18 protein-coding genes and 1 riboswitch are annotated in these 24487 nt (G+C 70.6%); of the genes, 4 read left to right on the forward strand and 14 right to left on the reverse strand.

Features of this window, described 5'->3' with window-relative positions; all coding sequences use genetic code 11:
* Nucleotides 1-44: 44 nt before the first annotated feature.
* On the reverse strand, nucleotides 45-2126 hold the full coding sequence (locus ABZV42_RS09380) for an ATP-binding protein (RefSeq protein WP_355984435.1): 2082 nt from the start codon (nucleotides 2124-2126) through the stop codon (nucleotides 45-47).
* Nucleotides 2127-2471: 345 nt separating this feature from the next.
* On the reverse strand, nucleotides 2472-3689 hold the full coding sequence (locus ABZV42_RS09385; RefSeq protein WP_356051411.1) for an MBL fold metallo-hydrolase: 1218 nt from the start codon (nucleotides 3687-3689) through the stop codon (nucleotides 2472-2474).
* 517 nt (nucleotides 3690-4206) lie between these two features.
* Here ABZV42_RS09385 and ABZV42_RS09390 point away from each other — a divergent pair.
* Both ABZV42_RS09390 and ABZV42_RS09395 read left to right on the forward strand, forming a co-directional pair.
* Nucleotides 4207-5826, forward strand: a complete 1620-nt coding sequence (locus ABZV42_RS09390) for a 5-guanidino-2-oxopentanoate decarboxylase (RefSeq protein ID WP_356051413.1) — start codon at nucleotides 4207-4209, stop codon at nucleotides 5824-5826.
* Nucleotides 5823-7004: a Glu/Leu/Phe/Val dehydrogenase dimerization domain-containing protein gene (locus ABZV42_RS09395; RefSeq protein WP_355984438.1), complete on the forward strand. Its 1182-nt coding sequence runs from the start codon at nucleotides 5823-5825 to the stop codon at nucleotides 7002-7004. The genes ABZV42_RS09390 and ABZV42_RS09395 overlap by 4 nt, the downstream gene beginning before the upstream one ends.
* A 276-nt stretch (nucleotides 7005-7280) precedes the next feature.
* Here the strand turns inward: ABZV42_RS09395 and ABZV42_RS09400 are convergent, their stop codons facing one another.
* A complete protein-coding gene (locus ABZV42_RS09400) occupies nucleotides 7281-8876 on the reverse strand; it encodes an IS4 family transposase (protein WP_356051617.1) in 1596 nt (531 codons plus the stop codon).
* Nucleotides 8877-8942: 66 nt separating this feature from the next.
* On the reverse strand, nucleotides 8943-10169 hold the full coding sequence (locus ABZV42_RS09405; RefSeq protein WP_356051415.1) for an IS110 family transposase: 1227 nt from the start codon (nucleotides 10167-10169) through the stop codon (nucleotides 8943-8945).
* A gap of 489 nt (nucleotides 10170-10658) precedes the next feature.
* Between ABZV42_RS09405 and ABZV42_RS09410 the strand changes: the two genes are divergently transcribed.
* Complete coding sequence (locus tag ABZV42_RS09410) at nucleotides 10659-11279, forward strand: TetR family transcriptional regulator C-terminal domain-containing protein (protein WP_355984440.1); 621 nt, start codon at nucleotides 10659-10661, stop codon at nucleotides 11277-11279.
* Between the two features lie 346 nt (nucleotides 11280-11625).
* Here ABZV42_RS09410 and ABZV42_RS09415 read toward each other — a convergent pair whose 3' ends face one another.
* Together ABZV42_RS09415 and ABZV42_RS09420 are read right to left on the reverse strand one after the other, a co-directional pair.
* Nucleotides 11626-12411 (reverse strand): SGNH/GDSL hydrolase family protein, encoded by a 786-nt coding sequence (locus ABZV42_RS09415; RefSeq protein WP_355984461.1) that lies wholly within the window; start codon nucleotides 12409-12411, stop codon nucleotides 11626-11628.
* A gap of 303 nt (nucleotides 12412-12714) precedes the next feature.
* Nucleotides 12715-13638 (reverse strand): LysM peptidoglycan-binding domain-containing M23 family metallopeptidase, encoded by a 924-nt coding sequence (locus ABZV42_RS09420; RefSeq protein ID WP_355984441.1) that lies wholly within the window; start codon nucleotides 13636-13638, stop codon nucleotides 12715-12717.
* Nucleotides 13639-13642: 4 nt separating this feature from the next.
* Nucleotides 13643-13800, reverse strand: a riboswitch (cyclic di-AMP (ydaO/yuaA leader).
* A gap of 640 nt (nucleotides 13801-14440) precedes the next feature.
* On the opposite strand from ABZV42_RS09420, the gene ABZV42_RS09425 reads away from it, so the two are divergent.
* A complete protein-coding gene (locus tag ABZV42_RS09425) occupies nucleotides 14441-15238 on the forward strand; it encodes a tyrosine-protein phosphatase (protein ID WP_355984442.1) in 798 nt (265 codons plus the stop codon).
* Between the two features lie 39 nt (nucleotides 15239-15277).
* Here ABZV42_RS09425 and ABZV42_RS09430 read toward each other — a convergent pair whose 3' ends face one another.
* The 8 genes from ABZV42_RS09430 to shc form a co-directional block, all read right to left on the reverse strand.
* Complete coding sequence (locus ABZV42_RS09430; RefSeq protein ID WP_148012225.1) at nucleotides 15278-15394, reverse strand: DUF6126 family protein; 117 nt, start codon at nucleotides 15392-15394, stop codon at nucleotides 15278-15280.
* A 26-nt stretch (nucleotides 15395-15420) separates the two neighbouring features.
* A complete protein-coding gene (locus ABZV42_RS09435; protein WP_355984443.1) occupies nucleotides 15421-16059 on the reverse strand; it encodes an XRE family transcriptional regulator in 639 nt (212 codons plus the stop codon).
* Between the two features lie 184 nt (nucleotides 16060-16243).
* Nucleotides 16244-17644, reverse strand: coding sequence for an aspartate aminotransferase family protein (locus tag ABZV42_RS09440; RefSeq protein WP_355984444.1), 1401 nt, complete (start codon nucleotides 17642-17644; stop codon nucleotides 16244-16246).
* Nucleotides 17641-19593, reverse strand: coding sequence for a 1-deoxy-D-xylulose-5-phosphate synthase (gene dxs, locus ABZV42_RS09445; RefSeq protein WP_355984445.1), 1953 nt, complete (start codon nucleotides 19591-19593; stop codon nucleotides 17641-17643). The genes ABZV42_RS09440 and dxs overlap by 4 nt, the downstream gene beginning before the upstream one ends.
* A 27-nt stretch (nucleotides 19594-19620) precedes the next feature.
* Entirely contained in the window at nucleotides 19621-20778 is a 1158-nt protein-coding gene (gene ispG / locus ABZV42_RS09450) for a flavodoxin-dependent (E)-4-hydroxy-3-methylbut-2-enyl-diphosphate synthase (RefSeq protein WP_356051417.1), read from the reverse strand.
* 4 nt (nucleotides 20779-20782) lie between these two features.
* Nucleotides 20783-21805: an adenosyl-hopene transferase HpnH gene (hpnH, locus tag ABZV42_RS09455; RefSeq protein WP_355984447.1), complete on the reverse strand. Its 1023-nt coding sequence runs from the start codon at nucleotides 21803-21805 to the stop codon at nucleotides 20783-20785.
* A gap of 5 nt (nucleotides 21806-21810) precedes the next feature.
* On the reverse strand, nucleotides 21811-22452 hold the full coding sequence (locus tag ABZV42_RS09460) for a 1-hydroxy-2-methyl-2-butenyl 4-diphosphate reductase (protein WP_355984448.1): 642 nt from the start codon (nucleotides 22450-22452) through the stop codon (nucleotides 21811-21813).
* On the reverse strand, nucleotides 22452-24452 hold the full coding sequence (gene shc, locus ABZV42_RS09465) for a squalene--hopene cyclase (protein ID WP_355984449.1): 2001 nt from the start codon (nucleotides 24450-24452) through the stop codon (nucleotides 22452-22454). Before shc ends, ABZV42_RS09460 begins: the two co-directional genes overlap by 1 nt.
* Nucleotides 24453-24487 lie beyond the last annotated feature (35 nt).

Genomic DNA, 24487 nt, shown 5'->3' on the forward strand with positions numbered 1-24487 from the left:
GGTACGAAGGTCTGCGGGAGCGGTCGGGGTGGGTGTGGGGGTCGTCATCCGGCCGGTGCGCTCCCGTCGTGCCGGCTGGCGCGTTCGTGGCCGGAGGCGGTGTCGTGGGCTCTGCGGGGAGCCTGTGCGTGCGTCGCGCGCGACAGACCCGGGTGAGCCGCCGGTGTGCCGTCCTCCAGGGGTACGTCCGGCCGGTCGCCGCCGTCGGCGAAGGTGTCCGTGGGCGGCTCCCGGCGGGGCTGGACCGCGCCGTGCCCGCGTGACGACTCCAGCCGCGCCCGGTCCGGGAAGGACGCCGGGGCGGTCGACCCGGCGTCCGGAGAGGGGTCGTGGGAGGGCTCCGGGACCTCCTGGCCCGCCGGCTCCGCGTGGGCGGCCTCCGCGAGTCCGATCCCGCGCTGGAAGGCCGCCATGAGACCCGGGTCGTGGCCGACGAGGTGGTCCGTGGCCGGGCGGGGCGGCTGTGCTTCGCGCAGTTGCGGCACGATGTGCTCCTGGGCACGCCGCTTGGGAAGGTTGGGTCTGCCCATGGTGCCGCGCACGACACCGGCGCGCGCTGTGGGCGGCGTGACCGCGTTCTCGGCGGCGGCGAGCCGGTCCTCGGGGCGGATGCCGGGTACGGCCTCGGCCGGATTGGGCCTTTCGGCACCCGCGCCTCGCACCGGGAGCGGTGTGGCACCGCGTCCCCCGGCGGTTTGGTCGGCGACACGCAGCGGTGTCCGTTCCGCCCGCACGGGCCCGGGCACCGGCTCACGCGGCGACTGCCGTGGCACGACGGGGGCCGCCCGGTGCCCGCTGGGCAGGGCCGGGACCTGCGCCGACGGCGTGTGCGTGGGCGCGGGGCCGAGGGCCGGGCGGTTGCCCCCGCTCGTCCCGCTCGACGGCGTCCGGTCCGCGCCCCCGTCCTCGGCGGCGTCCGGTGCCGGGCCCAACAGGTCCTGCGGGACGACGAGTACGGCCTGGACACCGCCGTAGATGTTGCTCTGGAGCCGTACGTGGATGCCGTGTCTGCGGGCGAGCTGCGAGACCACGAACAGACCGATGCGCCCGTCCTGGAGCAGGCCGGCGACGTTGACCATGTCGGGGTCGGCGAGCAGGCTGTTCATCCGGTCCTGCTCGGCCGCCTGCATGCCGAGTCCGCGGTCCTCCACCTCGATGGCCAGTCCCGAGGTGACGAGATCGACCCGCAGCAGCACCTGGGTGTGCGGGGCGGAGAACAGGGTGGCGTTCTCGACGAGTTCGGCGAGCAGGTGGATGACGTCGGCGACGGCGTGGCCCCGCAGGGTGCCGACGATCGGGGGCACCAGCTTGACCCGTGAGTACTGCTCGACCTCGGCGATCGCGGAGCGCAGCACCTCGGTCATGGATACGGGGTTGCTCCACTGGCGGCGCGAGACGGCACCGCCGAGCACGGCCAGGTTCTCGGCGTGGCGCCTGATCCGGGTGGCCAGGTGGTCGACGTGGAAGAGGCCCTTGAGGAGGTCGGGGTCCTCGATCTCGTTCTCCAGCTCGTCGAGGATGGAGATCTCTCGGTGCACGAGGGACTGAAGGCGCCGGGCCAGGTTGACGAAGACCTCGACCTTCTGTTCGCTGCCCGCCTGGCTGGAGAGCCGGGAGGCCTGTACGACGGCTGTCACGGCGCCGTCGTGGGCACGGGAGAGGTCGGCGGCGAGCAGTTCGAAGTCGTCGGCGTCCGCGGGCGGGCGGCGGCGCTTCTTGCGCGCGGGCGGGTCCTCGCCGCGGCTCAGTCCCTCGACGACGGAGCGCAGGTCGGTCTCGGTGCGGGCGCTCGTGCGGCGCAGGGCTCCTATGCGTTCCCGTACGGACGTGGCGGCGCGGTCGGCGGCCACGGCGGCGATGAGGATGCCGACCAGGGCCACGCCCACGGCTCCGGCGAGGACCGCCCACAGGACGGGGCCGGGCCGGGCTCCGGTGGAGCGGACGGTGAACAGTACGGCGGCGCACGCGCTGAGGGCCACCGCGGTGGGCGGCAGGACCGCGAGGCGCAGCAGCTGGGGCCGCAGGTGCGTCTCGGGCGGCGCGAGGGTGGCGCGGGCGGCCGGTCGGCCGTGCCGCCCGCCCTCGCGGCGGTCTGCGCGTGCGGCCGGTGCGCGGAGGTGAGACATCGGCGTCCTCGTACTGGATGCGTCGGGGGCATGGAGCTCCCGCGGTTCCGCGACTCGGGCGTGTGTCGTCGCGGTGCCGGTCGAGAGAGCCGGAAAAACGGCCCTGCGTCGCCCGTCGGCAACTGACAGTAGTCGCCAACGCGTCATGTGCGGTGGGCTGTTGACAAATTCCCCCGGCTGACGTCCCGCTCTGGTATGAGCCCTCGTACGGCTGACCGATAACTCGGTCGGACACGTGTTCCCGCCCGGCTCCGAGACCGATCAGAGCTGGTCGGAAGCGGTCACAAGCAAACGGCGAGGGCCGGGGAGCATTGCGCTCCCCGGCCCTCGCCGTCGGTCGGTCGATCAGCCCGCGGGCACCGTTTCGGGCTCTCCGGTGTCCTCCGTGGAGCCGTCGGCGACGTCACCCGGAGTGTCGGTGACGGTCTCCTCGAAGGCCGGCCAGCCACCCTTCGGCGCGCGCGCCACACCACGCCACCACGGCTCGGAGGGGACGCTCCCACCCGTGGGTTCGAAGGGCTCACCGGGCCGGGGCAGCGCCACACGCACACCCGCGGCGAGGCCGGCGGCCAGCGTGCCCTCGCCCGGGTCGGCCCAGGCATGGGTGGAGAGGTTGAACGTCCCCCAGTGGATCGGCAGCATCACTCCCGAGGGCTGCCCGCCCTGGAGGTCCAGGTGGGAGCGCATCCCCTCCTGGGGGGTCATGTGGATGTCGGGCCAGAAGTCGCTGTAGGCGCCGATCTGGATCATCGTGGCGTCGAACGGGCCGTGGGTGGCGCCGATCTCCTTGAAGCCCTGGAAGTAGCCGGTGTCTCCGCTGTGGTAGATCCGGTGCCTGTCGCCCTCGGCGACCCAGGAGGCCCAGAGGGTGTGCTGGGTGTTGCGCAGGCCGCGTCCGCAGAAGTGGCGCGCGGGTGTCGCCGTCAGGGTGATCCCGCCGACCTTGGCCGACTCGTTCCAGTCCAGCTCGTGGATCCGCTCGGCCGGGACGCCCCAGTGTTCCAAGTGGGCCCCGACGCCCAGCGGCACGGCGAACACGGTGTCCGTGCCGCCCAATGCCTTGATCGTGGGCATGTCGAGGTGGTCGTAGTGGTCGTGCGAGATCACCACGACGTCGACCGGGCCGAGCGCGGCGAGCGGGAGGGGAACCGGGTGCAGCCGCTTGGGGCCGGCGAAGGCGAACGGGGAACAGCGCTCCCCCCAGACCGGGTCGAACAGCACGCGGTGGCCGTCGATCTCGGCGAGGACGCTGGAGTGCCCCATCCAGGTGAGCCGCAGCCCGGTCGCGGCGGGCCCGGCCAGGTCGGCGAGCGTCGTCGCGTGGACCGGCACGATCCCGGCCGGGGAGCGGTGGGCACGCTCCTCGCTGCGGAAGTAGACCTTCGCGAACTCCACCATGGAGCCGTCGGGGCGGGTGCGGGCGGTCTCCGGGTTCTGGAAGACTCCGTCCGCGAAATTCGGCGAATTGCGGATGCGCCGCAGGCGCGCACCAGCCGGATCCGCGCCGAAGGCGGCGGGCCGCAGCGCGCGGAGCCCGGAGCTCAGGGTACGGAAACCGGTCACGGATACCTCCAGATGGAGTCGGTCAGGCTTTCATTATGGTCGTCGCCTCTGACAGCGCCGGGTCACCCCGGTCACAACGCGATGCCCGTGGCCGTGGGTCCGTATGTGCTCAACCCCGTCGCACCCCCGCTTCTTCCGCCTCCGGAGGGCGTTCTGGGTGCCACCGTGCCGCCGGCGTCCGCCGACGGCACGTCCGGTGCACGGCCGCACCGGGTGCGGGCCGGTCCCGCGGAGCCCACCCGGCCGCTCGCGCCCGCCCGCCCGGCCGCTCCCGCTCCGCCGCCGGCCGCCCGGCACCTCACGCCCGGCCGCCCAGCACCTCCGACGACGTTCGCCCCCCGTGCGTTGACATGACCCGGCGCCCATTCCGATACTGACTCATGGTTCAGTAGTCAGGTATCCGTACGGCCGGCCCGGGGGCCGCGCCGGCGCTTCCGCCCACGTCTGGAGACACCGTGTCCGACCTTGCCGCCGCACCCTCGCCCCTCGCGCCGCGCGCCGCGACGCGGAGCCTGTGATGGGCGAGACGCTCACCGGCGGCGAGGCCCTCGTCCGCGCCCTGAGCGGACACGCGGTGACGCGGGCCTTCGGCATCCCCGGAACGCACAACCTGGAGATCTACCGCCATCTCTCCGCGTACGGCATCCGGCACGTCCTGACACGCCACGAACAGGGCGCCGGATACGCAGCCGACGGCTACGCGCGCGTGAGCGGGCGCCCCGGTGTCGTGATCACCACGACCGGGCCCGCCCTGCTGAACGCGGCGGCCGCCGTCGGCCAGGCCTACTCGGACAGCGTGCCGCTGCTCGTCGTCTCCCCCGGGATGCCCCTGCGCCACCCGCGCCTGGCCACCGGCCTGCTGCACGAGACGCGCAGTCAGACGGAGGCCCTGCGGGGCGTGGCCGCGTTCAGCCACCGCGTGTCCTCGGTCGCCGAGATCGACGCGGCGGTGGCACGCGCCTTCACCCTCTTCCGCACCGGCCGGCCGCGGCCCGCGCACATCGAGATCCCCCTCGATCTGCTGGAGGCCGCCGAGGAGACCGGTCCCGTCCGCCTCACCCCACCCGTCGCCCCCCTCGCCCCGGCCCCCCTCTCGGTGGAGCGGGCCGCCGAGGCCCTGCGCGAGGCCCGCCGCCCGGCACTCGTGCTCGGCGGCGGAGCGCGCGGCGCCGCCGTCCCCGGCCTGGCCCTCGCCGAGGCGCTGGGCGCTCCCGTCGTCACCACGGCCAACGGCAAGGGGATCGTCCCGGAGACCCATCCGCTGGCCCTCGGCGTGTCGCTGCACAGTCCCTCGGTCCGGAACTGGCTCGCGGGACGGGACGCCGTGCTCGCCGTGGGCACCGAGCTCGCCGAGTCCGACTTCTGGTCCGCGCCGCCCGCCCTCGACGGCACCCTGATCCGGGTGGACCTGGACCCGGACCAGATGTACGCGGGTCTCACCGCGGACATCGCCGTCGTCGGCGACGCGCGGCTCTCCCTGACGGCCCTGCTCGCCGCCGTCCAGAGGCCCGGCGGCCCCGACCGGCACGCGCGCGTGGCCGACGAGGAACCCGCCCGGACGGCCGGAACACTGCTGGCCGCCAGGAACGCCGAGACCGCCGAACGCGACGCCCGCTGGATCCCGTACCTGCGGGCGGTCCGTTCCGTCCTCGCCGGCGACGGCGTGATCACCTCGGACAGCGCCCAGTGCTGCTACTACGGCGCACTCCCCCACCTCGCGCTCGGCCCCGCGGGCCGCTATCTTCACCCGACCGGATACGGAACGCTCGGCTACGCTCTGCCCGCGGCGATCGGAGCCAAGGCGGCGTGCCCCGGCCGGGAGGTCGTGGCGCTCAGCGGGGACGGCGGCCTCCAGTTCACCGTGCAGGAGCTGGCGACCGCGGTACAGCTCCGGCTCCCGCTGCCCGTCGTGGTGTTCGACAACGGCGGCTACGGGGAGATCCGCGACGAGATGGCCGCCCGGGGCGACACACCCACGGCGGTCCGCCTCGCCCCGGTCGACCTGCCCGCCCTGGCCCGCGCCTACGGAGGACAGGGCACGCACGCGTACAGCCCGGACGAGCTGAGCGCCGCGCTCGACGAGGCACTGCGCACCCCCGGCCCCACCCTGATCGCCGTCCCCGAGGAGACCTCATGACCGCCGCCCCCCTGATGACGCTCACCTGGACGGACCATGTCACCGGCCGACCGGGCTTCCTCGTCGTCGACCGGCTCGTGCGGGGCGTCTCCAGCGGCGGTCTGCGGATGCGGCCCGGCTGCACCCTGGAGGAGGTCGCCGGACTCGCCCGTGGCATGACCATGAAAGAGGCCCTGCACTACAACCCCGAGGGCCGGTACATCCCGCTGGGCGGCGCCAAGGGTGGCATCGACTGCGATCCCCAGGATCCGGCGGCGTACGGCCTGCTGGTGCGCTATCTGCGCGCCATGCGCCCCTACATCGAGTCCTTCTGGACCACCGGCGAGGACCTCGGGCTCAGCCAGGACCTGGTCGACCGGGCCGCGGCGGAGGCCGGTCTCGTCTCGTCCATCCAGGCCGTGTACCCGCTGCTCGACGACGAGGCGACGGCCCGCAAGCGGCTCGCGGACGCCTTCGCGGTCGAGGTGGACGGCATCGGCCTCGACGAACTGGTCGGCGGCTGCGGCGTCGCCGAGTCGGTGCTCGCCGCCCTGGACCGGGCCGGAACGCCGTACGCGGGAACGCGCGTCGCCGTGCAGGGGCTCGGCACCATGGGCGGGGCCACCGCGCGCTTCCTCGCGCGCGCGGGACTCAGGATCGTGGCCGTCGCCGACGTCAAGGGAACCATCGCGAACCCGGACGGCCTCGATGTCGAGGCGCTGCTCGCGGCACGGGACGCCTACGGGACGGTCGACCGCGCGGTGCTGCGCCGGGCCGACCGTGAACTCCCCGGTGACGCCTGGCTGTCCGCCGACGCCGAGGTACTGGTGCCGGCCGCCGTCTCGTACGCGATCGACGCGGCGAACCAGCGGGCGGTCAAGGCCCGTTGGATCGTCGAGGCGGCCAACATGCCCGTCCTGGCGGACGCGGAACGGCTGCTCGCCGCGCGCGGGGTGACCGTCCTGCCGGACGTCGTGGTCAACTCCGGTACGAACGCCTGGTGGTGGTGGACCCTGTTCGGCGACATCGGCGCCGACGCGGACGAGGCGTTCGCCCACACCCGGCGCTCCATGCGCGCCCTGATCGACCGGACGCTCACGCGCGCGGAGGCCGACGGCACGACTCCCCGGGCCGCCGCCCACGCCATCGTCACCGACCGGCTGCCGGTCATCGCGGAACGGTTCGGCTGGTACCGCTGAGAAAGGCGGAGCCGCCGCCCCTGACCCGACGTGACCGTCCTGGACGAGGAGGGCCGCATCAGGGCCGACTGCCGGTTCGTCGACCGACGGCGGGCGGGGCCTCGCCCGTAAGGGCTGTGTAGACACCTCACGTTGCTATGCCGTCAAGCCGCGGCGGTCAGCTCCGTGGGGAAGGCAGTCTGTTCATCGAACAACTCGTGGTGCTGGAGGCAGTGGTGGAGCTGGCCGAGCATGCGGTTGAAGCAATGCCACGAAGTTAACGCCGCAGTTGCCGAGTCAAGGGCATCCGCTGGGTGAAGGTTGAGCCGGTAGGCAATCGGGGGCGAGCCGGTAAGTCGCGTTTGCGATCTTCTCGAGGAGACCTTCCCGCGTCCAGCGACCCAACTGGACGCAGAAGCTGTCGTAGTGGGTGAAGTCGAGTGCCGTGGCCAGCTCGCGCGCATGCCAGGAACGATGAGGTGCGGTTCGCATGTGCTGGAGGACTCGATTGCGCTGACCACTGCGGCCTTCCGCTGCGGACGATGTGGGCTGCGTGAGGATCTCGACGGTGAGACTGGTGACGTTCTGGCTGTTCAGAGGGTGCCCGCTGGTCGGGTTTGCCGGGTAGCGCGAGGTCGGGCACTTCACCTTGCGGGCGCTGGTGCGTGAGCGTCTGGGAGGCAGCAGGGCGGATCTGACCGCAGTGGAAATGCCGTTGGTGATGCGGTCCGACGGGGTCGGCAGGACGTGGTCTGCGCGGATCAGCTGGTCACGAGCGGCCTGCAGGGCGACGGTGAAGCTTGTCCGGTCCGGGTCGCCCCCGGGGACAGACTCGACGGCGTCGACCATCGCCATTCGGAGGGCCTGATAGAGGGTGAGCAGAGCCCATACCTCCTGTTCGAGTCCGCGGGGCTCCTGGGACCGCAGGACCCGCCCGGTCAGCAGGGTGTGCCGCAGCGAGTAGAAGGCGGACTCGATCTCCCACCGCTCGTGATAGAGGCGGACCAGGACCTCGGCGGGGTCGCGGCGGTGATCCAAGAGAGTGGTCGCGAGCCGGTAGCGGCCGGCGATGCGCTGTCCGCTGCTGGTGGTGAGCGTGATGTCGGCGTCGATGATGCGGACGCGCAGGCCCTGGAAGCGGGTGAGGTAAGAGCCGTCGGGGAGAACCGCCAGCACTGCAGGGCGTCGGTGGGCACACAACCGCACCAGGAACTGGGAACCGGTGCTGGCGACGGCGCGGAGGAAGTCGTCGCCGTCGAAGGCTCGGTCTGCCAGCAGAAGCATCTGCGGGGTTAGCCGGGGCAGCAGCCGTGCCGCCTGCACGGTCTCGCCGTTCTCGGATGGGCCGAAGACTGCACCGAGCAGGCCGCGAGTCCCGGTCTCGCACAGCACGGTCAGTCTCAGGGACGGGTAGCCGGACATGCCCCAGTGGTGCCGGACCTTACCCAGCAGGGCTCGGATGCGTGGCAGGTCCGGTGCCTTGAGGGAGCTGCAGCCGTCGAACGCCACGGTCCGCCAGCGCCGGTAGCAGACGCCGGGTGTTGACGGCCGTGCCAGCGGCACGGCCAGAACTTCGAACAGCGCTCTGAGCGGCTCCGGACCCAGACGTCGGCGAACCTGTCGTAAGGCTGCTTCCGAAGGAGTGCGCAGGTCGATGCCCGACAGGCCAGCCACGAGCTTGTCCCAGACACGCCCGTATCCCAGAGCCGGGAACAGCCCCAGGGCCAGGACGAAGTAGATGCCGACCCGGGACGGAAGCGTACGCACCCGGGCCTGAACGGTCCTGGTCTCTTCGAGCACATCATCGACGAGCTCGAACGGTATGTACTCAGTCAGTCCACCAAGATGACCAGGCGCGAAGGCGCCTGCGGCAACGGTCGTAGTGCGCGTCATGGTGCAGATGGCGGACTGGCTCGACAACGGGATCCTCTGATTAGGAACGTTTTGGTCGACTTCCTCCTACCAGGGAATCCCACTCTTCATCGTCATAACCACCCACTGCAGACACGCCCTTGACTCGGTGGCTGCGGCGTTAACTTCGTGGCATTGGCGGTTGAAGAGGTTTCTCTGGGCGGCCGCGTGCCAGTCTCCAGTCTCGCGACGGCGCCGGTAGTGGGCGTTGGCTCCGGCGGATGGCCGCAGGGAAGCGAAGGCCCAGAAGTAGCCGGCGTGGTTGAGACGGTCGTTCTTCACCCAGCGTCGGGTGATGCTGGACTTCTTGCCGGACGCGCGGGTGATGGGCGAGGCGCCGGCGTAGGCCTTCAGGCCTCGGGCGTCGGCGAAGCGGGTGTGGTCGTCCCCGATCTCAGCCAGGATCCGGGCGGCCAGCTGAATGCCGAGGCCGGGGAAGCTCAGCAGCACTTCGGCGTCCGGGTGTCGAGGGAACGCCTCTTCGACCGCTATGGCGAGGTCATCGGCGGCGGTGCAGGCGGCTTCGAGCTGGACCAGGAGGGCGAGCATCTGCTTGCCGAGCGCCTCCTCGACCAGGAGCGGATGGTGGGCCGAGCCGGTGCGGAAGATCTCACGGAAGCGGTCGGCTTCGGCCTCGATGCCGCGTTTGCGGCCGGACCGCTTGAGCGCGGCCTGGATCTGCGTGCGGCTCAGCTTGGCGGCCCTTGTGGGCGTCGGGGCGGTCTTGAGCAGTTCGCGTGCCTCGGGCCGACACAGGCCATTGGTCCAGGGGGCAAAGGCTTCCAGGGCGGCCGGGTAGTACTCGCGCAGCAGGGAGCGGAGCTGATTGGAAATCTGCTGCCGGTTCCAGGTCGCGTCCTGCTGGGCGCGGGCGAGGACTGCGATGGCGCGGCCCAGGTCGCTGTCGTCGGGCAGCGGCCGGTGGGCGTGCATGTCGGTGCGCAGGATGTTCGCCAGGACCAGGGCGTCACCGGGGTCGGATTTCTTGCGGGAGACGCTGTGCCGGTCACGGTAGCGGGCGGCGGCCATCGGGTTGATCGCAAACACTTTCCGCTTGCCCGTTCGCAGGACTGCCACCAGCAGGCCCCGGGACGTCTCGATCGCCACCGGGATCGGTTTCTCCTCGGTGTCGCCGTATTCGATGAGCAGGTCCAGCAGCAGCCGGTAGCCGGCCGCGTCGTCGGTGACGTGCCGCTTGGCAAGTAATTCGCCACTGTCGTTGACGAGGGCGACGTCGTGTGTCCGTTCTGCCCAGTCGATGCCGCAGTAGATCAAGGGTCCTCCCTTTTCCGACACGCAGGTATTTGCGCTGGTCACGAGCGCAAGCGGGCCACGCAGCGACCTAATCCCAGGACTCAGCCCAGAGGCTGGTCCGCCACCTCACTAGCCGTTCGTGACACCAGCGCACCCCGCGGGCCTCGGTCTATGCAGGAGCTCAAGCGGCTCGGGCATCACAAGAAGTCACCGTGGAATGGGCTCGCACCACCAACACCAACGAGTGATCAATCAGCGAGATGTCGACAGTGGCGGCGGTCGTGAAGACGCCGAGCGTCACCGATCTACGCAGAGGCATCAAAGGCCGGGTACACCAAAGGCATCCGCCCGGAGTCCACGCGACCGCCACCACAAACGCCAAGACCGCCCACCGATCTACACAGAGGCCTTCTCGAGCCAGGGTTGCCGAAGGCATCGCGATCCGCTCGAACAGACTGAAGGAATGGACCTCCTACAGCACTGCCCTCAGCAAGGGATTAGGGTTGCCGCGTGGCGAGAGTCCGGTTGAGCGTGGCGGAGCGGCGTGAGGAATTGCTGCGGGCCGCCGTCGAACAGATCGAGGCACGGGGCGTGGCGGCGGTACGGATCGCCGACGTGGCCTCTTCCCTCGGCGTGAGCAACGCGCTGGTGCTGTACCACTTCTCCACGAAGGAGAAGCTGGTCGCCGCCGCGTTCACCTACGCCGCCGAGGACGACCTCGCCCATCTGCGCAAGCTGCTCGGCCGCCGTACGACGGCACTGCGACGCCTTCGGACCGCCGTGCGCTGGTACGCCCCGACGGGGCAGGCCAAGGGCTGGCGTCTGTGGATCGAGGGGTGGGCAGTCGCCCTGCGCGAGCCCGCGCTGCGCGAGGTCACCCGCGATCTCGACCGGCAGTGGAAGGCCGCGATGACCGAGGTGATCGCGGAGGGCGTGGCCGCCGGCGAGTTCCGGTGCCCGGACCCCGCTGGTTCGGCCCTCCGGCTCACGGCGCTGCTCGACGGACTGGCCGTCCAGATGACGGCGTACACCGGAGCGGTGTCACGGGCGCGGACCCAGGAGTGGGTCGACGAAGCCCTCGCCCGCGAACTGGGCCTGGAGCGCGCCGCGTTGATGGCTGCGGTGCGATAGCCGCGGAAGGCGCGACGCCGTCCGGCCCCGCTCCCCGTGTTCCACTTCGCCCGCTCCGATTCCCGCCTCGCCGTACGACGGACTTCCCCGGTCTCGCCGGGAGGGACCGGTTCCCATGATCCGCCCCTGGGCCGGCCACGGCGTCAGGCACTGGTCCCGGGCCACCGGGTCGCACACCGCCGGCACCGGTCCCGAGCCGCGGGGCGGTCACAGCGGCCGGCACCGGACCGGTCCCCGACTCCAGGTCGGCCACGGTGGCAGGCGCCGGACTCGGGGCCCAGGTCGCACGGAGGCCGGCGCCGACCCGGCCGGGCAGGTCTCCCCCTCCGGCCGGACCGGTCCCGAATCAGGCCACCGACTCGATGCGCAGCTTGATGTCGTCGGGCGAGAGGGTCCCCTTGGCCGCCACGTGGTCGCCCGAGGACTCCCCGCGCAGCCGCCGTCCGATCCACGGGACCAGATACTCGCGCGCCCACTGGATGTTGTCGCGACGCACCTCCAGCGTGCCGCGCGGCGGGAGGGGCGGCCAGGGCTGGTCCGGGTCGGCCGGCACCTCGAAGCCGAGTAGCTGTCCGGCACGGAGCGCCACCCGGGTGTGCCCCTCGGGAGAGAGGTGCAGCCGGTCGCCGTCCCAGGCACGCCGGTCCTGGATCGTCTTCAGGGACCAGAGGTCGAGGACGGGACAGCCGTAGCGGTCCGCGATGGCCCGCACATGTCCGTTGTAGGTGGCGATCTTGCCGCGCAGGTGCTTGAGCACGGGGACGCCACGGGTGTCGAAGCCGGTGGTCACCATCACGGTGCCCACGGCGGAGGTGAGATCGGCGACCGCGCGCTCGAAGCGCTCCGCGACCTCGTCGGGGTCGGTGCCGGGGCGGATGATGTCATTGCCGCCGGCGCTGAACGAGACCAGGTCCGGGCCGAGTTCCTTGGCCCTCTGGAGCTGGGACTCGACGATCTGGTCGAGCAGTTTGCCGCGCACGGCGAGGTTGGTGTAGTCGAAATCGCCTTCGGGCCTGCGGTCCGCGAGAAGTACCGCGAACCGGTCGGCCCAGCCGACGAACGCTCCGTCGGGCCCAGGGTCGCCGACGCCCTCGGTGAAGCTGTCCCCCACCGCCACGTACGACCCGATCACCGATCTGTTGTCACTCTTCGAATCGTCTGCCACATCGAGCATGATTAACCCTTCGATGTGAGCTACGCGACCGTAGGGAAGGGTTGACGGGCGGTGAGATAAGCCACTCGCCAAGCGTTGGTCAACTCCGGAATAAGGCTCGCGGCAAGGACGTTGAAGCAGCGATCGCTCAGATGCCCCGAAAACCCGATCTCTCAGGTGCCCCGGAAACCGGTGCCGCGGGAACACCGAAGGCCGGACCCAGGGGATCATGGGGTCCGGCCTTCGGAGATCGTCCTGCCGTCAGGAGCAGGAAGTCGGGCGTCAGCCCACGGCGACACCGTGCGAGCGCAGGTACGCCACCGGGTCGACGTCGGAGCCGTAGTCGGGCGTGGTGCGGATCTCGAAGTGCAGGTGCGGTCCGGTCACGTTGCCTGTCGCGCCGGAGAGGCCGATCTGCTGCCCCTCGGTCACGGTCTGCCCCGCCGAGACGGACAGCGACGACATGTGGGCGTACTGGGAGTACTTGCCGTCGGCGTGCTGGATGACGACCTGGTTGCCGTAGGCGCCGCCCCAGCCCGCGGAGACGACAGTGCCCGCGGCGATGGACTTGATCGTGGTGCCGGTCGGGACCACGAAGTCCACGCCCGTGTGGTAACCGCTGGACCACATGCTGCCCGGCACCTTGTAGCCGGTGCCGATGCTGCTGCTGTCGACCGGCAGGGTGTAGCCGGAGGAGCTGCTGGTGGAAGCGGTGCCGGAGGAGGCGGCCGTGTCGGCGGCCGGGGTCGCCGCGGACGTCGTGGCGGTCGTCGTGGCGGACGCCGTCGAGGCCGTCGTCGAGGCCCTAGTCCGGGTGGCCGAGTGGGCGACGGTGGCGGCCTTCTTGCCGAGCGACAGCTTCAGACCGGGGTGGATCAGCGACGGGTCGCTGCCGATGGCCGAGTGGTTGTCGGAGTAGATCTTCTTCCAACCGCCGCTGACGTTCTGCTCGTCGGCGATCTTCGAGAGGTAGTCACCGGACCTCACCGCGTACGTCTTCGTGGTGGCGGCCTTGACGGTCTTCTCGGCGGGGGCGGCGGTCGCGGCCCGCTCGACGTGCTGTGCGACGGTGGCCTGGGTCGCGGCGTGGGCGCCCGTGGCTCCCATCAGAGGCAGCGCGAGTGCGGCGCCACCGGTTCCGGCCACGGCGATCGAGCGGGTGAAACGCAGGGACTTGGGACGGCGGTGCTTACCCTTCGCGGGCATGGCGATTTCCTCTCCGGCGCCTGCGGGGTGAGCTGTCGGGTGCGGGCTGGAGATGCCCGGCCGCGCTGCTGCGCGGCTGTACCCCTAGCCTGTTCCGGGAACCGGACCAGGCACGGAACCTGTGGGTCCCCCGCTCCTGCCATGTACGGGTGAGTGTGCGGATTCCGGGCGGCGGCAGGATTGGGCGTCCGTCCGGATTGAGGCAGAACGTAAGCGAGATGAGAGCGCGTCGACAACTATGTGCGGTTTCTGTGCGCTCGCCTTTCTTGATCCATGCGGAAATCGCCGTCACCCTCCGTGGAATGACGATCTTCCGGACATCTCAACCCGCCCGTAATGGCGGGGCGTTGAGAATCGACGACGACAACGCATCGTCACGAATATGACGCTCCTCACGCGACTCGCCCCAGTGCGCCTTATTCCAGGGCCAGTTGTAATGAAGGTGCTTAATCGGACAGAACGGTCAGATGTGACGTGGACGGATATCCGGCACATCTGGATCTCCGTGCGGAATGACGCGCAAATCACCGATCGTGCGAATGCCGCATTTGGGAACAATTCGTCACGGAATCCTCGAGGTGGGGGCGTGCGGTGGATCACTCGATTCGTTCGAACGCGCATCCGGCAGCGCGGAGCCGTGCAGCGAGACCATCAAGGGGTCCCGTCCGCGAGGCGGTGCCTGTGGACAACTCATTGCCCGAGGAACCCATGTCGTATCGTCGAGAGCGCGAGCCGGTACAACTGCCGACGAGCGACGCCGAGTCCAGTCCGGCGACGCCGGAGGCCAATGGGAGGAGCCCCCGTGACGCAGCAGATCCCGTCGACCGAGCCCGAGCTCGGCGGAGTGCGCAACTTCCGCGACGTGGGCGGACTGCCCACCGCGGACGGCCGGCGCGTGCGCTACGGGCAGCTGTTCCGCAGCGGCCACCTGGCACACGCCACGGAGGAGGACGCCGCGTTCCTCTCCTCCCTGGGACTCCACACGATCTTCGACTTCCGCAATGCCGCGGACCAGAAGCTGGAGGGCCCGGACGTCGAACTGCCGGGCGTGCGGAACATGAACCTCCCGCTGACCGACCCGGCGGACGGCAGCGAGTTCTGGAAGATGGTCCGCGAAGGCGATCTCGACCAGCTGCGCGCGCTCCTCGGTGACGGCAAGGCCGCGAACCGGATGATCAACTCCTACCGCGCCATAATCAAGGAGCGAACGGCCGAGCACTCCCAGGTGCTGCACGCCCTGGCCGACGACAGTGTTCCCGCGCTGATGCACTGCGCCGCGGGCAAGGACCGCGCCGGACTGTCCATCGCGGTCACCCTGCTCGCCCTCGGCGTCGAGCGCGAGGCGATCGTGGCCGACTACCTGGAGTCGAACGCCGCGCACCGCCGTTACAAGGTGCACCGCAACAGCTCCTCGACCGGGGCCTACTCCCCCGAGGTGATGGACCTGCTCAGCCCCCTGTTCGACGCGCGCGCCGAGTACCTGACAGCCGCGTTCGAGACGATCGAGGAGACCTGGGGCGACGTCGAGGTCTATCTGGAGCAGGGGCTGGGGCTGACGCCGGAGCTGCGGGAGCGCCTGCGCGCGCGACTCCTGGACTGAGCCGCGCGCCGGACCGGTCCCGGCGCCGGGACCGGGTCGCTACTGGTTCTGCGCGCCGAGCGTGAAGAGCAGGTAGATGAAGGCCGCGAACAGGTGGCCGACGGCGACGTAGATGATCAGCCGCACCCACAGGGCGCGCGGGAACTTGTCCTCCATGGAACGGCGGCGTTCTGTGGGCTCGGTCATGACGTCTCTCCCGGGGTGGGGTGGCCGGTCGCCGGGCCGAGGCACAACGCGGCGACGGGGCTCTGCAACAGGGTGTGTACGAAGAGGAGCTCTGCTCCGTCTCGCTCGGCGGCGGCGATACGGTGCGGGGTCAGCGAGTCGAAGTGGGCGCTGTCTCCCGGCGCGAGGACGTGGGCGGTGTCCCCGAGGCGCAGGCTGAGCCGCCCCTGGAGGACGTACAGCCACTCCTCGCCCGGGTGGACGCGCACGACGTCGCCCTGCGAGCCGTAGGGGACGTGTACGCGCAGCGCCTGCATACCGCGCCCGGAGGAGCCCGCCTGCCAGTAGGTCCAGCCGCCCGCCGGGGCCGGCTCCATGTCGGCGGCCCGTACGATCGCGTCACGTTCGGGGACCGCCTCGCCCAGCAGCTCGGAGACCGTCGTACCGTAGACACGGGCCAGCGTGAGCAGCATCGGCAGCGAGGGCTGGCGCTGCCCGGTCTCCAGCCGGGAGAGATGGGCGGGCGAGAGTCCGGCGGCGCGGGCGGCGGCCTCCAGCGTGAGAGTGGCGCCGCGGCGCAGGGCGCGGAGGCGGGGCGCCACGGCGTGCAGCTCGGCGGACGGCTCGTCGGCCGCCCCTGGTTCGGCAGGGCTCATAGGACCATTGAGCCAAACAATTACCTCCGGGGCAATTTTCTTGCCCCAGAGGCAAAAGGCCCAGGACGTGGCCCGTCCTGGATGGAGCCTGGACGCGGCCCACCCAGCCGCTCGGCGCCCCGCCGCTCTCCGCCCGGCAGCTCGGCGCCCCGCCGCCGTGGCGCCCCGCCGTCGCGGCCCGGTCTCAGCGGTTGGCCACGGCCTGCTTCACCAGCGTCTTCCCGAAGTCCCACATCAGCCCGCCACCGCCGTGCGCGTCCTCCATCACCGCGGTGAAGGCCTCCACGAAGCGGTCGACGTCACGTTCGTCGATGACCAGCGGCGGGATCAGCTTGATCACCTCCAGGTGGTCGCCGGAGACCTGGGTGAGGATGCGGTGCCGCTGGAGCAGCGGTACGACGACCATCTGCGCGAACAGACCCTTGCGCGCGGCCTGAAGCATGGTCCAGCGGCTGCGCAGCTTGAGCGACGCGGGCCGGCCGAACTCGATGCCGATCATCAGACCCCGCCCGCGCACCTCGCTGAGCAGCTCGTACCGGTCGACCAGGGCCGCGAGCCGTGACCTCAGCAGTTCTCCGGTGATCCGCGCGTGGGCGACGGTCTGCTCGTTCTCCATCACGGAGAGGACCGCGAGCCCCGCCGCCATGGCCTGGGCGTTGGAGCCGAAGCTCGCCGAGTGCACGAGGACCCGGTCCATGGAGGAGTAGACCTTCTTGAAGATCCAGTCCTTGCCGAGGGTCGCGCCCACCGGCACATAGCCGCCGGAGAGCGCCTTGGCCACACACACCAGGTCCGGTTCGACACCCTCCTCGTGCTGGTAGGCGTAGAAGTCCCCGGTCCGGCCGAGGCCGGTCTGCACCTCGTCGGCGATGAGCAGCGCCTTGTGCCGGTGCAGCAGCTCCTGGGCGGCGCGCAGATATCCGGGCGGGGACTCGTGGACGCCCTTGCCCTGGATGGGCTCCACGATCAGCGCGGCGACATCGCCCTTCTTCAACTCCCTCGCCAGGGCCTCGAGATCGCCGAGCGGGACGGCGGTGTCGGGCAGCAGCGGTGCGAAGCCGTCGCGGAAGCCGTCCTCGCCGTTCACGGACAGGGAGCCGGTGGTCAGTCCGTGGAAGGCGTGCGAGCAGTACAGGATCCGTGGTCTGCCGGTGGCGTACCGGGCGAACTTCAGCGCGGTCTCGACCGCCTCCGTACCGCTGTTCCCGAAGAACACCCGGTCCAGGTGCGGGCTGTGGGTGAGCAGCCGTTCCGCGAGCAGGCCGGGCAGCGGCTGGCAGTCGAAGCGGGTGAGGTCGGCGAGCGAGGCGTCGAGGACGTCATGGAGCGCCTGCCGGACGACGGGGTGATGGCGGCCGAGGCCCATCACCCCGAACCCGGCGAGCATGTCCAGGTAGTCGTTGCCGTCGGCGTCCCAGAAGTGCGCGCCCTCGGCCCGCTCGTAGACCTTGTCGAAGCCGATGGTGTGCAGCATGCGCGGGAGCTGGTGGTTCAGATACCTCGTGTGCAGTTCGTAGCGCTCGCCTCCGCGCTCGGCGAGGAGTGCGCCGAGGTCGAACTCGCCCTTGCGGGCAGGGTCGGTCATTCCTTCTTCTCCTTGGACGACTCGTCCTCGGCCGGCCGGTCGGCGGCCTGTGCCAGCTCGTGGGCGGCCTTGGCCCGCTCGTCCCTGATGGCCAGGCCCGCGCTGATCCGTCCGGCGATCTCCACGGGCGTGAGCCCGATGTCGGCGAGCACCTCGGCCCGCTTGGCGTGCGCGAGGAACTGCTCGGGGATGCCGAACCGCCGTACGGGTACGTCGACTTCGGCGTCCCCGAGGGCCAGCGCGACCGCGGCGCCGACACCCGAGGCCCGGCTGTTGTCCTCGACGACGGCGACGAGCCGGTGTCCGGCGGCGAGGCGGGGAAGCTCCGGGTCGACGGGCTTGACCCAGCGCGGATCGACGACGGTGCAGCCGATGCCACGGGCCTCCAGGAGGTCGGCGGTCTGGAGGCAGACCGGTGCCATCACGCCGACCGCGACCAGCAGGACCTCGGGGCGCTCGCCGCGGTGCAGGACGTCGAGGCCGCCCACCCGATCGACGGCGGGGATCACCGGGCCGACCGACTCCTTCGGGAAGCGGATCAGGGTCGGCGCGTCGTCCACGGCGACCGCCTCCCGCAGCTGGGCTCTCAGCTGGTCGGCGTCGCGCGGCGCGGCGATCCTGAGTCCGGGCACGACCTGGAGGATCGACATGTCCCACATGCCGTTGTGCGAGGCACCGTCGACACCGGTGACCCCGGCCCGGTCGAGGACGAAGGTCACCCCGCAGCGGTGCAGCGCGACATCCATGAGGAGCTGGTCGAAGGCGCGGTTGAGGAAGGTGGCGTACACGGCGACCACGGGATGCAGCCCGCCGGTCGCGAGTCCGGCCGCGGACACCGTGGCGTGCTGCTCGGCGATGCCGACGTCCCACACCCGGCCGGGGAACCGCTCGGCGAACCCGCCGAGACCGACCGGGTGCAGCATGGCCGCCGTGATGGCGACGACGTCCGCGCGCTCCTCGCCGATCCTGACGATCTCGTCGCCGAACACGGAGGTCCAGGAAGGGCCGTTGGACGGGGCGAGGGGTTCGCAGGTGAGCGGGTTCATCACGCCGACGGTGTGGAAGTGGTCCTCCTCGTGCGCGAGCGCCGGTTCGTAGCCGCGTCCCTTCTCCGTCAGACAGTGGATGAGCACAGGTCCGTGGAAGCGCTTCGCCCGGCGCAGCGCGGACTCCACGGCTCCCACGTCGTGGCCGTCGATCGGGCCGACGTACTTGAGCCCGAGGTCCTCGAACATGCCCTGCGGCGCGAAGGCGTCCTTGAAGCCCTTCTTCGCGCCGTGCAAGGACTCGTAGACGGTGTTGCCGATCAGCGGCGTGCGCAGCAGGACCTTCTTGCCCCAGGCGAGGACCTGTTCGTAGCTGTCGGTCGTCCGCAGGGTGGCGAGGTGGTTCGCGAGTCCGCCGATGGTGGGGGCGTAAGAGCGTTCATTGTCGTTGACGACGATGATCAGGGGCCGGTCCTTGGCGGCGGCGATGTTGTTCAGCGCCTCCCACGCCATGCCGCCGGTCAGCGCGCCGTCGCCGATGACCGCGACGACGTGGCCCTTCTCGCCCTGTACCTGCCGGGCCTTGGCGAGCCCGTCCGCCCAGCCGAGCGCCGTGGAGGCGTGGCTGTTCTCGATGACGTCGTGCTCGGACTCCTCGCGGGAGGGATAGCCGGACAGGCCGCCCTTGCCGCGCAGCTTGGAGAAGTCCTGACGCCCTGTCAGCAGCTTGTGCACGTAGCTCTGATGGCCGGTGTCCCACAGGATGCGGTCGATCGGCGACTCGAAGACCCGGTGGAGGGCGATGGACAGCTCCACCACTCCCAGATTGGGTCCGAGGTGACCGCCGGTCCTGGCGACCGCGTGCACCAGGAACTCCCTCACCTCTTCGGCCAGTTCACCGATTTCCGCCTCGGACAGCGCCTTCAGGTCGCGTGGTCCCCGGATGTTCTCCAGAATCGTCACGTCGGGCCCCCTCTCGGTCCGTGCTGATCAGCTCACGGTGACGGCCGGTTCCCCGGACGCGACGCCGTCGTTCTCCATCTGCTCCGCGATCTTCATCGCCTCGTCGATGAGGGTCTCCACGATCTTCGACTCGGGGACGGTCTTGATGACCTCGCCCCTGACGAAGATCTGCCCCTTGCCGTTGCCGGAGGCGACCCCCAGATCCGCCTCCCGCGCCTCGCCGGGACCGTTGACGACACAGCCCATGACGGCGACCCGCAACGGGACCTCCATGCCCTCCAGGCCGGCCGTGACCTCGTCGGCCAGCTTGTACACGTCGACCTGGGCGCGCCCGCAGGACGGGCAGGAGACGATCTCCAGGCGCCGCTGCCGCAGTCCGAGCGACTCCAGGATCTGGATGCCGACCTTGCACTCCTCTGCGGGCGGCGCGCTCAGCGAGACCCGGATGGTGTCGCCGATGCCCTCGGAGAGCAGGGCACCGAAGGCGACGGCCGACTTGATGGTGCCCTGGAAGGCGGGGCCCGCCTCGGTGACGCCGAGGTGCAGCGGGTAGTCGCAGGCGGCGGCCAGCTGACGGTAGGCGTTGACCATGACGACCGGGTCGTTGTGCTTCACCGAGATCTTGATGTCCCGGAAGCCGTGCTCCTCGAAGAGCGACGCCTCCCACAGCGCGGACTCGACGAGCGCCTCGGGCGTCGCCTTGCCGTACTTCTCCAGCAGCCGCCGGTCCAGCGAACCGGCGTTCACACCGATACGGATCGGGATCCCGGCGTCCTTGGCGGCCCGCGCGATCTCCTTCACCTTGTCGTCGAACTGCTTGATGTTGCCGGGGTTGACACGGACGGCCGCACAGCCGGCGTCGATCGCGGCGAACACGTACTTCGGCTGGAAGTGGATGTCAGCGATCACCGGGATCTGCGACTTGCGGGCGATGGTCGCGAGCGCGTCCGCGTCGTCCTGCGTGGGGCAGGCGACACGGACGATCTGGCATCCCGACGCCGTCAGTTCCGCGATCTGCTGGAGCGTCGCGCCGACGTCCGACGTACGGGTCGTGGTCATCGACTGCACCGACACGGGCGCCCCGCCGCCGACCGCCACCGCTCCGACCTGGATCCGCCGCGACACACGGCGCTCCGCGATCGGCCGGAGGGGAACCTCGGGGAGGCCCAGGGAAACGGCGGTCACGACGTCACCCGCGGCTTTCCGTGAAGGTCTCGCGGGCCGCCCGGATCGACTCCTTGAGAGAGCCCATGGTGGCGAGGACCGCGGTCGGCTCGTAGCCGCAGTGCGCCATGCAGTTCGCGCACCGCTCGTCCCTGCCGCGGCCGTAGGAGTCCCAGTCGGTCTCCTCCAGGAGCTGCTTGTACGTCGGCACGTAGCCGTCGCTCATCAGGTAGCAGGGCCGCTGCCAGCCGAAGAGCGAGTAGCTCGGGATCGCCCACGCGGTGCAGGGGAAGTCGACCTTGCCTTCCAGGAAGTCCAGGAAGAGCGGGCTCTGGTTGAGCCGCCAGCGGCGCCGGTTGCCGCCCGCGAAGGCCTTCTTGAACAGTTCCCGGGTCTGCTGGACGCCGAGGAAGTGCTCCTGGTCGGGGGCCTTCTCGTAGGCGTAGGCGGGCGAGAGCATCATCTCGTCGACCTTGAGGTCGTCGTTGAGGTAGTTCAGCACCTCGATGACGGTCTGCGGGGTGTCGGTGTTGAAGAAGGTCGAGTTCGTGGTGACCCGGAAGCCGCGCCGCTTGGCCTCCTTGATCGCCTCGACGGCCTCGTCGAAGACGCCTTCCTTCGCGACGGACTCGTCGTGCCGCTCGCGCAGCCCGTCGATGTGCACGGCCCACGCGAAGTACGGCGAGGGCTTGAACTTGTCCATCTTCTTGCGCAGCAGCATCGCGTTGGTGCAGAGGAACACGAACTTCTTCTTCGCCACCAACTGCCGCACGATCTCGTCGATCTGAGGGTGCATCAGCGGTTCGCCGCCGGCGATGGACACCATCGGAGCACCGGATTCGAGGACCGCGCCCACCGCCTGGGCGACCGGCATGCGCTGCTTGAGCACACCGGCGGGGTGCTGGATCTTGCCGCAGCCCTCGCACGCGAGGTTGCACGCGAAGAGCGGCTCCAGTTCGACGAGCAGGGCGAACTTGTCCCGCTTCCTGAGCTTCTGTTCAAACAGGTATGCAGCGACCTTCATGGACTGCCGAAGCGGCATGGCCATACGGCTCACCTCCGAGGGAGCGACAAAGAACGGTGCCATTCGAAAAAAGCTGGAAGCACGGAACGAAGTACGCGGAAGGCTGATATTCCACCGCGAAACGTGCCGATTCGGACCAGTTCATGTTCTGGAGCATCCACGACCACCCGGACGGCCGCAACGGGACGGGTGCCCGAGCGGACGGCGCCGAGCAGCGTGGCCGCCGACTCCATGTCGACGGCGATGGCGCCGGTCGCGAGCAGATCGGAGCGCTCGTGACCGCGTACTACATGATCGGAGCCGGTGAGGGGCCCCGTGTGGACGGTGCGGCCGGGCAGGGCCCGCACGAGTTCCTTGACCAGCAGATCGGTGCCCACGCAGGGCGTGGTGCCGCCCGGGTCACGGGTCTCCTCGGCGACGACGAGGTCACCGGGGTGCATGCCCGGGGCCAGCCCCGCGCAGAAGCCGGTGGCCAGCACGGCCGCCGAGGACAGTGCCGGGTCGGCGAGCACCCGGGTGACCGACCGGTCGGCGGCCCTCGGCCCCATGCCGGTACGCAGCACGGTGACCGGCCCGCCCGCGCCGCTCCGGTCGCCGCTGCGCAGGGCGAGGTGCTCGATGCCGAGCGCGCAGGCGATCAGTAGCGGTTCCGGTGCGGGCAGCCTGTCCATCAGCCCCCCTCGGTCACGGCGAAGGGCTCTCCGTGGACGTAGCGGCCGAGCGCGGTCAGGGGAAAGACCTGGCGGTAGAGGTTGTAGTTGATCGAGAAGTCCCACGGGAAGCCGGTCCCCGTGAAGTACGGCTCGTCCCAGGTGCCGTCGGACAGCTGGGTCTCCGCGAGCCAGACCACCCCGCGCTCCGCGGCCTTGGAGTCCCGCTCCCCCGCGGCCAGCAGGGCGAGCAGCGCCCAGCCGGTCTGTGAGGCGGTCGAGGCGCCGCGTCCGCTCCATCCGGGGACGTCCTCGTAGGAGCGCATGTCCTCGCCCCAGCCGCCGTCGTCGTTCTGCACGGTCTCCAGCCAGGCCACGGCGCGGCGGATCGCGGGATGCGAGCCGGGCAGCCCCGCCGCCACGAGCGCCGGGACCACCGACCCTGTTCCGTATACGTAGTTGACGCCCCAGCGCCCGAACCAGGACCCGTTCGGCTCCTGATGGGAGAGGAGCCAGCGGATGCCCCGACGGGTGCGCGGGTCCTGGGTGAGCCCCTCGACCGCCAGCATCTCCACCACGTGCGCCGTGACGTCCGCGGAAGGCGGGTCGATCACCTCCCCGAAGTCGCAGAACGGCAGCCGGTTGGGGAAGGGGCTGGTGTTGTCGACGTCGAACGCGCCCCAGCCGCCGTCCTTGGACTGCATGCCGAGATTCCAGCGGACCCCGCGTCCGATGGCGTTCTCGACGCGGTCCGGGTCGTGATGCCGGACGCGGCGCAGTGCGAGGACGACCTCCGCGGTGTCGTCGATGTCAGGGTAGTTGTCGTTGTGGAACTCGAACGCCCAGCCACCCGGCGGAAGTTGGGGTCGCTTGACCGACCAGTCGCCGGGCCGGACGATCTCCTCCCCGAGCATCCAGTCCACGGCCTTGACGAGCTGCGGATGGTCGGCGGGCACTCCCGCGTCGGCCAGCGCGATGGTGGCCAGGCAGGTGTCCCACACCGGCGACTGGCAGGCCTCGATCATCCGGGCGCCGTCGTCGCGCCACACGGCGAAACGGTCCAGCGAGGCCAGTCCCGCGCGCATCACCGGGTGTTCGAGGTCGTAGCCGAGCAGATGCAGCGCGATGACCGAGTAGACGGCGGGCGGCTGGATGCCTCCCCAGCATCCGTCGTTCTCCTGGCGCTCGATGATCCAGCGGCCGGCCGTGTTCATCGCCGCTCTGCGCAGGGCGCGCGGCGCGACCTTGCGGTACTGGTGCAGCGCCTTGTCCATGCGCTGGAAAGCGCCGTCCCAACTGGCCATGGGAGCAAGGGGCCTGACCGGATTGGGATTGCGGGCGTCGGTGTGCAGCTCGTCCAGCGGGAACGGCGCGGGCCGCACCGGACGCTTGGCCGAGACGACGGTGAGCGGCACGATCGTCTGCCGCGCCCAGCAGCCGAAGTCATAGATGTTCAGCGGCATCCACTTCGGGAAGTAGATGAGTTCCGGAGGGAGTTCGGGCAGGTCGTCCCACTTCCACCAGCCGAAGAGGGCGAGCCAGATCCGGGTGAAGACCCGGGCCGCGGCGAGGCCGCCGCGCTCGCGGATCCACGCGGCCGCCCTCGCCATGTGGGGGTCGTCCGGGGCGTCACCGGCCAGCCGCAGGGCGACATACGCCTCGATGGTGGTGGAGAGCTCGCCCGGTCCGCCGTAGAACGAGGTCCAGGTGCCGTCCTCGCGCTGCTCGCCGCGGATGAACAGCGCCGCGCCGCGGGTGGTCGGCTCGTCGCGGATTCCCAGGAACTGGCGGAGCAGCAGATCCTCGGCGTCCATGGTGACGTTCGTCTCGAGGTCGCCCTTCCACCAGCCCTGGGCGTCCTGCCGTGCCAGCAGGAAGTCCGTGGCCCGCTCCATGGCGCGCGTGGCGGCGTCTCGGGTCTCGACTGTCCCGGCCGCCTCGGGAGTCGTCTCGCGGGTTTCGCTGGCCGAGGCAGCGCGGGGCGGCAGGGCCCCGGTGCTTCCGTCGGTCGTCGCTGTCATGGCTTCCCCTTCGTGCAGTGGTGTGTCTCTGCTGT

This window comes from Streptomyces sp. NPDC005281, assembly GCF_040607495.1.
GTDB lineage: Bacteria > Actinomycetota > Actinomycetes > Streptomycetales > Streptomycetaceae > Streptomyces.

Excerpts from the sequence above, each read along its gene's own strand:
- ABZV42_RS09380 (WP_355984435.1), bottom strand. The coding sequence starts at position 2,126 with ATGTCTCACCTCCGCGCACCGGCCGCACGCGCAGACCGCCGCGAGGGC.
- ABZV42_RS09390 (WP_356051413.1), top strand. The coding sequence starts at position 4,207 with ATGGGCGAGACGCTCACCGGCGGCGAGGCCCTCGTCCGCGCCCTGAGC.
- ABZV42_RS09395 (WP_355984438.1), top strand. The coding sequence starts at position 5,823 with ATGACCGCCGCCCCCCTGATGACGCTCACCTGGACGGACCATGTCACC.
- ABZV42_RS09400 (WP_356051617.1), bottom strand. The coding sequence starts at position 8,876 with ATGACGCGCACTACGACCGTTGCCGCAGGCGCCTTCGCGCCTGGTCAT.
- ABZV42_RS09420 (WP_355984441.1), bottom strand. The coding sequence starts at position 13,638 with ATGCCCGCGAAGGGTAAGCACCGCCGTCCCAAGTCCCTGCGTTTCACC.
- ABZV42_RS09430 (WP_148012225.1), bottom strand. The coding sequence starts at position 15,394 with ATGGAGGACAAGTTCCCGCGCGCCCTGTGGGTGCGGCTGATCATCTAC.
- ABZV42_RS09435 (WP_355984443.1), bottom strand. The coding sequence starts at position 16,059 with ATGAGCCCTGCCGAACCAGGGGCGGCCGACGAGCCGTCCGCCGAGCTG.
- ABZV42_RS09440 (WP_355984444.1), bottom strand. The coding sequence starts at position 17,644 with ATGACCGACCCTGCCCGCAAGGGCGAGTTCGACCTCGGCGCACTCCTC.
- hpnH (WP_355984447.1), bottom strand. The coding sequence starts at position 21,805 with ATGGCCATGCCGCTTCGGCAGTCCATGAAGGTCGCTGCATACCTGTTT.
- ABZV42_RS09460 (WP_355984448.1), bottom strand. The coding sequence starts at position 22,452 with ATGGACAGGCTGCCCGCACCGGAACCGCTACTGATCGCCTGCGCGCTC.
- shc (WP_355984449.1), bottom strand. The coding sequence starts at position 24,452 with ATGACAGCGACGACCGACGGAAGCACCGGGGCCCTGCCGCCCCGCGCT.